The sequence below is a fragment of the Pseudomonas sp. PSB18 genome (genome assembly GCF_014596565.1).
GTDB lineage: Bacteria > Pseudomonadota > Gammaproteobacteria > Pseudomonadales > Pseudomonadaceae > Aquipseudomonas.
Genome location: NZ_NOIN01000002.1, coordinates 1 through 12,301 on the forward strand (window position 1 = coordinate 1; position 12,301 = coordinate 12,301).

Annotated in this window: 13 protein-coding genes; 8 read left to right on the top strand and 5 right to left on the bottom strand. The window is 57.8% G+C overall.

The window, feature by feature from the left end; all coding sequences use genetic code 11:
- Positions 1-465 precede the first annotated feature (465 nt).
- Entirely contained in the window at positions 466-1,665 is a 1,200-nt protein-coding gene (tyrS, locus tag CGA22_RS04120; RefSeq protein WP_041020444.1) for a tyrosine--tRNA ligase, read from the bottom strand.
- A gap of 210 nt (positions 1,666-1,875) precedes the next feature.
- Between tyrS and CGA22_RS04125 the strand changes: the two genes are divergently transcribed.
- A complete protein-coding gene (locus CGA22_RS04125; protein WP_188258530.1) occupies positions 1,876-3,291 on the top strand; it encodes a peptidoglycan DD-metalloendopeptidase family protein in 1,416 nt (471 codons plus the stop codon).
- 3 nt (positions 3,292-3,294) lie between these two features.
- Positions 3,295-4,386 carry an anhydro-N-acetylmuramic acid kinase gene (locus CGA22_RS04130; protein ID WP_041023622.1) on the top strand — a complete coding sequence of 364 codons (1,092 nt, stop codon included), beginning with the start codon at positions 3,295-3,297 and terminating at the stop codon, positions 4,384-4,386.
- Positions 4,387-4,467: 81 nt separating this feature from the next.
- On the opposite strand, the gene erpA is transcribed toward CGA22_RS04130, so the two are convergent.
- Together erpA and argC are read right to left on the bottom strand one after the other, a co-directional pair.
- Positions 4,468-4,818 carry an iron-sulfur cluster insertion protein ErpA gene (gene erpA / locus CGA22_RS04135; protein ID WP_003177727.1) on the bottom strand — a complete coding sequence of 117 codons (351 nt, stop codon included), beginning with the start codon at positions 4,816-4,818 and terminating at the stop codon, positions 4,468-4,470.
- A 127-nt stretch (positions 4,819-4,945) separates the two neighbouring features.
- On the bottom strand, positions 4,946-5,980 hold the full coding sequence (gene argC, locus CGA22_RS04140) for an N-acetyl-gamma-glutamyl-phosphate reductase (protein WP_041023621.1): 1,035 nt from the start codon (positions 5,978-5,980) through the stop codon (positions 4,946-4,948).
- 133 nt (positions 5,981-6,113) lie between these two features.
- On the opposite strand from argC, the gene hemJ reads away from it, so the two are divergent.
- The 6 genes from hemJ (at position 6,114) to coq7 (ending at position 10,548) form a co-directional block, all read left to right on the top strand.
- Entirely contained in the window at positions 6,114-6,545 is a 432-nt protein-coding gene (gene hemJ / locus CGA22_RS04145; RefSeq protein ID WP_041023620.1) for a protoporphyrinogen oxidase HemJ, read from the top strand.
- A gap of 34 nt (positions 6,546-6,579) precedes the next feature.
- On the top strand, positions 6,580-7,548 hold the full coding sequence (locus tag CGA22_RS04150) for an NAD(P)H-dependent flavin oxidoreductase (RefSeq protein ID WP_041023619.1): 969 nt from the start codon (positions 6,580-6,582) through the stop codon (positions 7,546-7,548).
- Positions 7,549-7,600: 52 nt separating this feature from the next.
- A complete protein-coding gene (locus CGA22_RS04155; protein ID WP_041023618.1) occupies positions 7,601-8,557 on the top strand; it encodes a DUF805 domain-containing protein in 957 nt (318 codons plus the stop codon).
- Positions 8,558-8,619: 62 nt separating this feature from the next.
- Positions 8,620-9,408: an SDR family NAD(P)-dependent oxidoreductase gene (locus CGA22_RS04160; RefSeq protein WP_041023617.1), complete on the top strand. Its 789-nt coding sequence runs from the start codon at positions 8,620-8,622 to the stop codon at positions 9,406-9,408.
- Positions 9,409-9,488: 80 nt separating this feature from the next.
- On the top strand, positions 9,489-9,827 hold the full coding sequence (locus CGA22_RS04165) for a histidine triad nucleotide-binding protein (RefSeq protein WP_041023616.1): 339 nt from the start codon (positions 9,489-9,491) through the stop codon (positions 9,825-9,827).
- A gap of 73 nt (positions 9,828-9,900) precedes the next feature.
- On the top strand, positions 9,901-10,548 hold the full coding sequence (gene coq7, locus CGA22_RS04170; protein WP_041023615.1) for a 2-polyprenyl-3-methyl-6-methoxy-1,4-benzoquinone monooxygenase: 648 nt from the start codon (positions 9,901-9,903) through the stop codon (positions 10,546-10,548).
- 68 nt (positions 10,549-10,616) lie between these two features.
- On the opposite strand, the gene speD is transcribed toward coq7, so the two are convergent.
- Positions 10,617-11,411: an adenosylmethionine decarboxylase gene (gene speD / locus CGA22_RS04175; protein WP_024777437.1), complete on the bottom strand. Its 795-nt coding sequence runs from the start codon at positions 11,409-11,411 to the stop codon at positions 10,617-10,619.
- Positions 11,412-11,650: 239 nt separating this feature from the next.
- Positions 11,651-12,073: an OsmC family protein gene (locus CGA22_RS04180; protein ID WP_003206127.1), complete on the bottom strand. Its 423-nt coding sequence runs from the start codon at positions 12,071-12,073 to the stop codon at positions 11,651-11,653.
- Between the last annotated feature and the right edge of the window lie 228 nt (positions 12,074-12,301).

The window sequence follows — 12,301 nt, forward strand, 5'->3', positions numbered from 1 at the left end:
ATGCTGATAATCTGTTGACTAGCAGTCTGACTCCACAAGCACCCACACGAATTGCTTGATTCAGTTGTTAAAGAGCGGTGGGTTGAGCCTTTCGTCTCAACCGAGGCGCGCATTCTACAGCGCCTCGTGTATCTGTCAAGCGATTATTTTAGAAGTTTTCAAAGTTTCCTTTTCAACTTCAACCACTTGCGCTTTCGATCTCTCGTTAGCGGGAGGCGAATTCTACAGCGTTAGTCGCTGCTGTCAACACCTCTTTTTCACCGCTTTCGACCGAGAAGATCGAACCGTCAACCGGGCCCAATAACGCGCCCTACTGACTCCTTCCGGACTTCGATGAACTGAAGTCCCTGCGCTGCCTTTAAACGTCTAACTCATTGAAACTCAAGGAGTTTTCCGTTTCGACTGCGCCGGAAGTGGGGCGAATTATAGAGACTCAGAATTTGCCGTCAACACCTATTTGCAGTCTTATTCGGATTTCAGCGTGATTCGCGCGAAAGCCTTCTTACCCGCCTGGCATACATGGGTAGAGTCCAGTTCATATATATAGGTGCGATCCACAACCTCACCATCTATACGCACCCCACCCGAACCCAGAAGATCTCGCGCCACCGCTGCGTTCTTGACCAACCCCGCCTTATTAAGGACGGCAGCAATCGGCATGGCCTCGGTAGCAGACAGCTCGATCTCTGGCAGATCATCCGGAAGCTCGCCATCCTTCATGCGATTACCCGCCGCACGATGAGCACTGGCCGCAGCCTCTTCACCATGGAAGCGAGCAACGATCTCTTCAGCCAACTTGATCTTGATGTCCCGCGGGTTAGCCCCTGCCTCGACATCTGCGCGGAACGCATTGATCTCATCCATGGAGCGGAAGCTCAGCAGCTCGAAATAACGCCACATCAACACGTCAGGAATGGAAACCAACTTGCCGTACATGACACCTGGCGCTTCCTGGATGCCAACATAGTTGCCCAGCGATTTGGACATCTTCTTCACACCATCCAGACCTTCCAGCAACGGCATGGTCAGGATGCACTGAGCTTCCTGACCGTAACCACGCTGCAGCTCACGCCCCATCAACAGGTTGAACTTCTGATCCGTACCACCAAGCTCAACGTCCGCGCGCAACGCGACCGAGTCATAGCCCTGCACAAGCGGATAGAGGAACTCATGGATGGCGATTGGCTGATTGGTTGTGTAGCGCTTATCGAAGTCATCGCGCTCGAGCATGCGAGCCACGGTGTACTGGGACGTCAGGCGAATGAAATCCGCCGGCCCCATCTGATCCATCCAAGTGGAGTTGAAAGCCACTTCGGTCTTGGCCGGGTCGAGAATTTTGAACACCTGAGTCTTGTAGGTCTCGGCATTATCCAAAACCTGCTCGCGGGTCAACGGGGGACGCGTTGCGCTCTTTCCACTCGGATCACCGATCATCCCGGTGAAGTCACCGATGAGAAAGATGACCTGATGCCCCAGATCCTGGAACTGACGCAGCTTGTTAATAAGCACGGTATGACCCAAGTGCAGATCGGGCGCCGTCGGATCGAAACCAGCCTTGATACGCAGCGGCTGCCCGCGCTTGAGCTTCTCGACCAGCTCGGACTCGACCAACAGTTCTTCCGCACCACGTTTGATCAGCGCTAGCTGCTCTTCAACCGACTTCATAACAGACCCGCAAGGCTCAGATTCAAAGGGCCCCAACCATACAAGATCGCGCACCAAATACAAGGTTTGCCCGGCGCGCGGACACCAATCCGCAAGCAGAGCGCGTGCGGGCTTGCTTCGCAGGGGATTTGGTTATATTTTATACAGTTATTTCATCTTCATCATGTCATTCATCTTTTCCAATTCATATTTTCAAAAGTCAAATTACTTATGACCACAGAACCGTCTAAAGCGCCACCGCTTTACCCAAAGACCCACCTGCTCGCCGCAAGCGGCATCGCAGCCCTCCTTAGCCTGGCGCTCCTGGTGTTTCCTTCCAGCGATGTCGAAGCCAAAAAGACGACTCTGAGTCTTGAACTGGAAAGTCCCGCTGAACAACTGACACAAGAACAAGACGCTGCCGAAGCCGTTCAAGCCACAAACGAACCGGCCGCCTCTCCTTTCGCGCAGATAGACGATAGCGCCGATGACACCACCGAGGCCGCCCAGGCACAGCCTCCAGCCGTGGAAGAAAAGAAGGAGCCGGGCCACCGTGAGGTGATCGTAGCCAAAGGCGACACGCTGTCCACTCTCTTCGAGAAGGTTGGCCTGCCCGCCGCATCAGTCCATGAAGTGCTGGGCAGCGACAAACAAGCCAAGCAATTCACTCAGTTGAAACACGGCCAGAAGCTCGAGTTCGAGCTCAACCCCGAGGGGCAACTGACCAACCTGCACACCAAGCTGAGCGATCTGGAAAGCATTACCCTGACCAAGAATGACAAGGGTTATGTATTCAACCGCGTGACCGCCAAGCCAACCGTACGCTCGGCATACGTTCATGGCGTGATCAACAGCTCGCTGTCGCAATCGGCCGCGCGCGCCGGTCTTTCCCACAGTCTGACAATGGACATGGCCAGCGTCTTTGGCTACGACATCGACTTCGCCCAGGATATTCGCCAGGGTGACGAGTTCGATGTCATCTATGAGCAGAAAGTGGTCAATGGAAAGAGCGTCGGCAACGGCCCGATCCTCTCCGCGCGTTTCACCAACCGTGGCAAGACATACACGGCGGTGCGCTACACCAACAAACAAGGCAACAGCAGCTACTACACCGCCGACGGCAACAGCATGCGCAAGGCCTTCATCCGCACACCGGTTGACTTTGCCCGTATCAGCTCGAAATTCTCCGCAGGCCGCAAACACCCGATCCTGAACAAGATCCGTGCTCACAAGGGCGTTGACTACGCTGCCCCCCGAGGCACCCCCATCAAGGCCGCCGGCGACGGCAAGGTACTGCTGGCCGGGCGTCGTGGCGGTTATGGCAATACTGTGATCATCCAGCACGGAAACACCTACCGCACCTTGTACGGGCACATGCAGGGCTTCGCCAAAGGCGTGAAGACGGGCGGCACCGTCAAGCAAGGCCAGGTGATCGGATATATCGGTACCACAGGCCTTTCCACCGGTCCGCATCTGCACTATGAGTTCCAGGTCAATGGCGTTCACGTCGATCCACTGGGCCAGAAGCTGCCGATGGCCGATCCGATCGCCAAGTCCGAGCGCGCACGCTTCCTGGCTCAAAGCCAACCCTTGATGGCTCGCATGGATCAAGAGAAAGCCACTCTACTGGCCTCGAGCAAACGCTAAGCCATGGCGCTTTATATCGGTGTGATGTCCGGAACCAGCCTGGACGGCCTGGACATCGCGCTGGTTGAACTGACCCCGGCGATCAGATTGATCGCCACGCACTACATTCCCATGCCCGACGCGCTGCGCACCGAGCTGTTTGACTTATGCAGCAGCGGGCCCGACGAGATCGCCCGCTCCGCCATTGCCCAGCAGAACTGGGTACGCCTGGCGGCGCAAGGTATTCATGTCCTGCTCGACAGCCAGAAGCTCAAGCCGCAGGCTATCAGGGCGATTGGTAGCCATGGCCAGACCATCCGTCACGAGCCCGCACGCGGCTTTACCGTGCAGATTGGCAACCCGGCGCTGCTGAGCGAGCTGACCGGCATTACCGTCGTCAGCGACTTCCGCAGCCGCGATGTCGCCGCTGGTGGACAAGGCGCACCGCTGGTCCCCGCATTTCACGAAGCGCTGTTTGAAGGGCAGATCGGCCACCGCGCCGTGCTGAACGTTGGCGGCTTCAGCAATCTCAGCCTGATAGAACCTGAAAAGCCCGTGGCCGGTTTCGATTGTGGTCCCGGCAACGTATTGCTGGATGCCTGGATTCACCAACAGCGCAATGAACATTTCGATCGCGACGGCCAGTGGGCAGCGAGCGGCAAGGTAGAACCGACGTTACTCAAGGCCCTGCTCAGCGACCCTTTCTTTCTGACCAAGGGCCCAAAAAGTACCGGGCGGGAAGTATTCAACCTGCCCTGGCTGACCCGGCATCTGTCGCATTTGCCCACTTTCGCTGCCGAAGACGTGCAGGCTACGTTACTCGAGTTGACGGCCCTGACCATCGTCGAATCACTGCAAAGTGCCCAACCGCATACTGATGAATTGCTGGTCTGCGGTGGTGGTGTGCACAACCGCACGCTGATGAAGCGCCTTGCCGATCTCCTGCCCCGCACCAAGGTCAGCAGCACGGCTGTTTACGGCGTAGACCCGGATTGGGTCGAAGCCATGGCCTTCGCGTGGCTCGCGCATTGCTGCCTGGAAAACATTCCTGCAAATCGCCCAAGCGTTACAGGCGCACGCGGCTTGCGTGTACTCGGCGCCATCTACCCCGCTTGATCTCGCCTGGCTGAACGCTGGGCAGCAAAACGCCGCAGGGCCTAAGGCTCTGCGGCGTTTTGTTGAAGCTGTCGGCGACGATCAGATCGAGAACGAAGAACCGCAACCACAAGTGGTAGTCGCGTTCGGATTCTTGATCACGAAACGCGAACCTTCCAAACCTTCCTGGTAGTCCACCTCGGCACCGGCCAGGTACTGGAAACTCATGGGGTCGACCACCAGACTGACGCCTTCGCGCTCGACGATGGTGTCATCTTCGGCCACTTCCTCATCGAACGTGAAGCCGTATTGAAAACCCGAACAACCGCCGCCCGTCACGAAGACGCGCAGCTTCAAACGATCATTTCCCTCTTCATCGACGAGGCTCTTCACCTTGTGCGCGGCACCGTGGGTGAATTGCAAAGCCGTGGGAGTGAAGGTTTCGACGCTCATGCTGAATATCTCCCGGCGCTGACGCCGCCATAATGCCTAATGGCAGGCATTATCCGCTTCTCCTAGAAAATTGGTCAACTATTAGAAGAGCAGCGGCAAGCCTGAAGCTTGCCGCCCAAGACCGCAGTTAAGGCAACATCCCCGCATGGGACAAGCCCAGCCGCTCATCCAGGCCGAACAGAATGTTCAGGTTCTGCACCGCCTGACCGGACGCGCCCTTGACCAGGTTATCAATGACCGACAACACCACGACCAGATCGCCATCCTGTGGACGATGCACCGCAATCCGGCAGACATTCGCGCCCCGCACACTGCGCGTTTCCGGGTGGCTGCCCGCAGGCATCACGTCGACGAACGGTTCGTCGGCATAACGCTTCTCGAACAGCGCTTGCAGATCCACGGAGCGGTCTACAACAGTTGCGTACAGCGTGGAGTGGATACCGCGGATCATGGGCGTCAGGTGCGGCACGAACGTCAGGCCGACGTCCTTGCCCGCCGCCCGGCGCAGACCCTGGCGAATTTCAGGCAGATGACGGTGACCTTTGACGGCGTACGCTTTGAGGCTTTCCGATGTCTCGGAGTACAGCGAACCGACACTGGCACCACGACCGGCGCCACTGACACCGGACTTGCAGTCGGCGATCAGACACGAGGCATCGGCAAGGCCGGCTTCAAGCAGCGGCAGGAAGCCCAATTGCGTAGCGGTCGGATAGCAACCCGGTACCGCGATCAGCCGTGCCTGCCGGATTTTTTCGCGATTGACTTCCGGCAGCCCATAGACCGCTTCGTCCAACAATTCCGGGGCACCGTGGGGCTGGCCGTACCACTTGGCCCACTCATCCGCGTCCTGCAGGCGGAAGTCCGCCGACAGGTCGATGACCTTGGTCCCGGCAGCCAGCAGTTCACCCGCCAGGGCGTGGGCGACACCATGCGGCGTAGCAAAGAACACCACATCGCAGGCACCCAGGGTCTTGATATCCGGAACACTGAATGCCAGGCCATCGTAATGGCCTCGCAGATTCGGATACATGTCGGCAACGGCCAGACCGGCCTCGGATCGGGAGGTAATGACCACCACCTCAGCTTGCGGATGCTGTGCCAACAGACGCAGCAGTTCGACACCGGTGTAACCCGTGCCGCCGACGATACCGACCTTGACCATAAACCTGCCCTCAACGAACCCACTGGAAAGCCGTCGATAATAGGGGGCACGCAGCCCGCCGACAACCGCCAAGGTGACGTGTGACCGCATGAATGACTACTATCGAACGATCGTAAATCGGGAATCATCAAAAATGCTCTATCTGTGGCTCAAAGCACTTCACATCGTCAGTATGGTCTGCTGGTTCGCCGGCCTGTTCTACCTGCCTCGCCTGTTCGTCTATCACGCTCAAAGCGAGGACAGTGTCAGCAAGGAACGCTTCAGCGTCATGGAGCGCAAGTTGTATCGCGGCATCATGGGGCCAGCGATGATTGCCACCCTGGTGTTTGGCATCTGGCTGCTCAGCCTCAACGCCGGCGCCTATTTCGGCCAAGGTGGCTGGATGCACGCAAAGCTGACCCTGGTGGTGGTGTTGATCGGTTATCACCACATGTGCGGAGCACAGGTAAAACGCTTCGCCCGGGGGGAGAACACCCGCAGTCACGTCTTTTATCGCTGGTTCAATGAGGTGCCGGTACTGATATTGCTGGCTATCGTCATCCTGGTCGTCGTCCGACCGTTCTGACTTCCTATTGGCCTTTTCATCCGGGGCACTTCCCATGTCGCTACCCGCTCTGCTTGAACAACATTTGCGCCTGCCCGTCGTGGCGGCACCGATGTTCCTGATCTCCAATCCACAGCTGGTGCTGGCTTGCTGCCGAAACGGCATCGTCGGCAGTTTCCCTGCACTGAACCAGCGAGAAAGCAGCGGTTTCAAGACTTGGCTGGAAGAAATCGAAGCGGGCCTGGCAAGTATGGAGAACCCCGCGCCCTATGCCGTCAACCTGATCGTCCACCAAAGCAATCCAAGGCTTCAGGCCGACCTGGCCATCTGCATCGAGCACAAGGTGCCGATCGTCATCACCAGTCTCGGCGCAGTCAAAGAACTGGTCGATGCCGTCCATAGCTACGGAGGTCTGGTGTTTCATGACGTGACCACACGTCGTCATGCCGAGAAAGCCGCCGAAGCCGGCGTCGACGGCCTGATCGCCGTGGCCGCCGGTGCAGGCGGGCATGCAGGGACCTGGAGCCCTTTTTCGCTGGTCGCCGAAATCCGCCAATTCTTCGACAAGACCGTGCTGCTTGCGGGGTGCCTGAACCACGGCCACCAGATCCTGGCGGCACAAATGCTCGGCGCGGATCTGGCCTACCTGGGAACACGCTTTATCGGCACGACTGAAAGTCACGCGCCTGACGCCTATAAAGAGATGTTGCTCACATCCCGAGCCGCAGACATCGTGCATACTCCTGCCGTGTCCGGTGTACCGGCCAGTTTCATGCGCCAAAGCCTGGAAAACGCAGGCTTTGACCTGGCCGCCCAGCAGGGCAAAAGTGACGCGGCTTCAGGTTCGAAACTCAAACCATTGAACGATGAAGCCAAAGCCTGGAAAACCGTCTGGTCCGCAGGTCAGGGCGTTGGGGAAATCCGTGATTTGCCAAGCGTCGATCAGTTGGTGGCGCGCCTGGATGAAGAATACCGTGAGGCCCAGGCCCGAGCGGTACAGTTTGGCGGCCGATGGCCCCGCTGACACCGGCCTGATCAAAACAAATATCAAACTTTCAATGACAAGGATGCCCGTCATGAGCGAAACCCGTTTCAACATCGTATTCGACGGAACCCTACTACCGGGCGTCGATGCGGCCACCGCCAAACTCAACCTCGCCAATCTGTTCAGGAGCGACATCAGCGCCATCGAGCGCCTGTTCGGCGGACACAAGGTGGCCCTGAAAAGCAACCTGTCCCAGACCGAGGCGCAGAAGTATCTGGAAGCCCTCAACCAGAGCGGGATCGATGCACGCATCGAAGCCGAGCCAGCCCTCCAGCTGAATCTCGACGAAGTGCAACAATCGTCACCCCCCATGACTGTACGTCATCCTGAATCGCCTATTGAACCGGCCTCCCCGTACGCACCACCCCGGGCCCATGTCGGTGACGCCGTTGCCGAGTACGCCACGCTGAAGCCGTTCAGCTTCGATGGACGCATCGGTCGCCTGCGATACCTGGCTTGGACCATGGCTTTGACCCTGGTCATGATGCTGGTGGTCGGCGTGGCCTTCGCACTCGGGGCGGCATGGATTTTCACCTCGGGTTCGATAGCTGCAATGATCGTCGGCGGTTTGCTGGCAGCGGTCGTATTTCTCGGCTTTGCCTACGTGAGCATCCAGTTCAACGTCCAGCGCCTGCATGACCTTGGCTGGTCCGGCTGGCTGTGGCTGCTGAACCTCATCCCATTCGTGGGCAGCGTCTTTCCGTTTGTGCTCATTTTCGCCCCGGGCAATGAAGGCGCCAATCGCTATGGCCCTCCTCCGCCGCGTAACAACACCGGGGTCAAGGTACTTGCGTCGCTCTGGCTCGTCATGATCGTACTGATCATCTTCGCAACCGTGGCTGGCGTCTTCAGTGCTATCGAACAGGATTACGGCACCAGCTCGCTGAGCAGCTACGAAAGCAGCGAGTCCACGGATGAAGATGCCGCGGAACCTGCCGAAGAACCTGCCGAGGCAGAGGCACCTTCTGTAGACTCCGAGGAACAGTAAGCGCCCCTCGCTCCGGTGACAGTCAAGTCAACTGGCGACGGGCCGTTGCGATGGAGAACTGCATGACCCGTTACGCCCTGATCACCGGTGCCTCCGGTGGCATTGGCCTGGCCATGGCCGAAGCTTTGGCCCGGCGTGGCCGCAATCTGCTGCTGGTGGCCCGGCAACGTGATCGGTTGGAAAGCATTGCGATAGAGCTGACCCAGCGATTTGGCGTGGAGGTACTTTTCCGGGCGTGCGACCTGGGCGAGCCGCTACGGCTTTCAGGTTTCCTGCTGGAACTGGAGGAAAGCGAGCGCCAGATCGATCTGCTGGTCAATTGCGCCGGGATCGGTACCTGTGGCCCGTTCCTGGGCCAGGACTGGATGACCGAGCAGGACCTGATCGAAGTCAACATTCTCGCCCTGACACGCCTCTGTCACGCCGTTGGCAATAGCATGGCACTGCACGGCGGCGGGCAGATCCTGAACGTTGCCTCGATTGCAGCTTTCCGGCCGGGCCCCTGGATGAGCACCTATCACGCCAGCAAGGCCTATGTGCTGCACTTCTCCGAAGCCCTGCGAGTCGAGCTGAAAAAATGCGCGATCAAGGTCTCGGTCCTTTGCCCAGGTCCGACCCGGACCGGTTTCTTCGCCAAGGCCCATCTCGACGAACAGAAACTCAAGGACAGTAACCTGCTGATGAGCCCGGAAGAAGTGGCGTTGTATGCCGTGCGGGCGCTCGACAGAAACCGAGCGATCATCATCCCCGGACGCCGCAATCGCTGGCTCGCCATGCTGCCGCGGCTAGGCTCGCGCTGGATGGTGCGGAGCATCGCCGGGCTGATCAACAAGGCGTACTGCCCACGCTGAATGAAATTTGAATGGAAACCCGGGCTCAGCCACCGAACCTTCAGTACACTCGACTTCCACAACCAAAGGGAGAAATAGCTGTGGATACTTTGTTTACCAAGATCATCAACCGGGAAATCCCGGCGAAGATCATCTACGAGGATGACCAGGTCCTGGCATTCCACGATATCGCCCCACAGGCGCCAGTGCATTTCCTGGTCATTCCGAAAAAACCGATTCGCACCCTCAATGACCTGACCGAGGAAGACAAAGGGCTGGCCGGACATATCCTGTTCACAGCCCAGCGCCTCGCCAAGGAGCAAGGCTGCGAGGACGGTTTCCGGGTGGTGATGAACTGCAATGAACTCGGTGGACAGACCGTCTATCACATTCATATGCACGTACTCGGGCAGCGCCAGATGAACTGGCCACCGGGTTGATACCCTGACCCAACGCAAATCCTGAGCGGCCGATTGGGTTAAACTGGCCGCCATGATTTTTCCGGAGGTAAGCATGACTACCCAACGTCACTACTCGCCGATTGACCGCCTGCTGTTGCAAGCCGATGCAGCGATGCGCACGTTGTTGCCTTTCAGTGGCCAACCGTATCGCCCATCGCCGGCCATCGTACAGCCGGACGCGCAACTGAATGACGAACAGACCCGCCATGTTGCCGGGCTGATGCGCATCAACCACACCGGCGAAGTCTGCGCCCAGGCGCTGTATCAGGGCCAGGCGCTGACAGCGAAGTTGCCGAAGGTTCGTGAGGCGATGGAGCATGCCGCCGAGGAAGAAGTCGACCATCTGGTCTGGTGCGAACAGCGCATCCGCCAGCTGGGCAGCCATACCAGCGTGCTGAATCCGCTGTTCTACGGGATGTCATTCGGAATCGGCGCAGTGGCCGGGCTGATCAGCGATAAGGTCAGCCTCGGTTTCGTTGCGGCGACCGAGCATCAGGTGTGCAAACACCTGAATGAACACCTGGAGCAATTGCCGGTGGAAGATGAAAAGTCGCGGGCGATCCTGGAACAGATGCGCGAAGATGAAGAGCACCATGCGGAAAGTGCACTGGAGGCAGGTGGTTTCCGCTTTCCGGCACCGGTGAAATTCGGCATGAGCCTGCTGGCAAAGGTCATGACCAAGAGCACTTATCGGATCTGACAGAAACCTCTCCGTGCCTTGAGGAAACAGAAAAGGCGACTTCCGTCGCCTTTTTTGCACCCGAAATTTCAGCGCGGCATGTTGCGTGCGTAGAAGATTTCCAACATCTCATGCTTCACACGCTCTTCCACCTGGTCACGCTGTTCTGCGGACAGGTTGCTGGTGGCGTCGCCGAACAGATAGTTATCCAGTTCGAAATCCTTGAGCAGCATCTTGGTGTGGAACAGGTTTTCCTGATACACGTTCACATCGGTCATCTGATACGCGTCACGGGTGTCTTCGGACAGGTAGTTCTGAATCGAATTGATCTCATGATCGATGAAGTGCTTGTGGCCTTCCACGTCGCGGGTAAAACCACGCACGCGGTAATCCACGGTCACGATGTCCGAGTCGAACTGGTGGATCAGGAAGTTGAGGGCCTTGAGCGGTGAAATGACGCCACAGGTCGAAACATCGATGTCCACACGGAACGTCGCAATACCGTCTACCGGATGTATTTCCGGGTAGGTGTGCACCGTGATATGGCTCTTGTCGAGGTGGGCCAGGATGATTTCGGGCAACGGGCCCGGAGACTCTTCGATCTGGCTGTCGGTCGGTGTCACCGGCTCTTCCGAGATCAGAATGGTCACGCTGGCGCCTTGGGGTTCATAGTCCTGACTGGCTATGTTCAGGATGTTGGCACCAATGATATCGACAACTTCCGTGAGGATCTGCGTGAGGCGCTTGGCGTTGTACTCTTTATTGATGTACTCGACGTAGGCCTGCTGGTCTTGCGGGGTTTCCGCATAGCAGATGTCATAGATGTTGAAGCTCAAGGTCTTTGTCAGGTTGTTGAAACCATGGAGCTTGAGTTTGCTTTTCACCGTTTGAAAACTCTCTGTGTATTGCGGCCCGGCCGCGTGATCAAGCATGCCCGTCAGATGCGAACGACGCATCTGCGTAGGACGGTTAACACCTCTTCGCGATGGCGATTTTGGTTGTCTGTCCAGACAAGCGACCGATCAGGAGATCGGCCACTGCCCTGAAAAAAGTGGCGCATTATGCAGACGTCGGCTTCTGATCGCCAGAGCTTGCACCGCTTTTATGATGGTTGGATGTCGATTCAACCCAATTCGATGATTTCATAATCGTGGGTGATTTCAACGCCGGCTGCACCGAGCATGATCGAAGCCGAGCAATATTTCTCGGCGGACAGCTCGATGGCACGCTTGACCTGGGCTTCCTTCAGGGCCCGGCCCTTCACCACGAAGTGCATGTGGATCTTGGTGAATACCTTCGGGTCTTCGGTGGCGCGCTCCGCTTCCAGGAAGGCCTCACAACTTTCGACAGCCTGGCGCGACTTCTTGAGAATGCTGACGACGTCGAAGTTACTGCAGCCTCCTACACCCAGCAGGAGCATTTCCATTGGTCGGACACCCAGGTTCCGACCCCCGGCTTCCGGCGGGCCGTCCATGACGACCACATGACCGCTGCCCGACTCACCGAGGAACATGGCTTCGCCAGCCCATTGGATGCGTGCCTTCATCGCCAAGACTCCACTGTCTAAAAAAGGGTCGCCAGCTTAGCACAGCCCCCCGGTATGACAGCCCTTGCCGTAAGTCGCCTGGGACATCTCCACCCAGGTAAATTCTCGAATCAATTGAGAGTGCCTCTGTTAAGCTGGCGCCCAACCGCTGGCGTATCGCCAGCTCGTAGCGATCTGCCACTCGCTCCCATAAAAAAACCAGACCAACACACCGCGCAGTATTTCGGG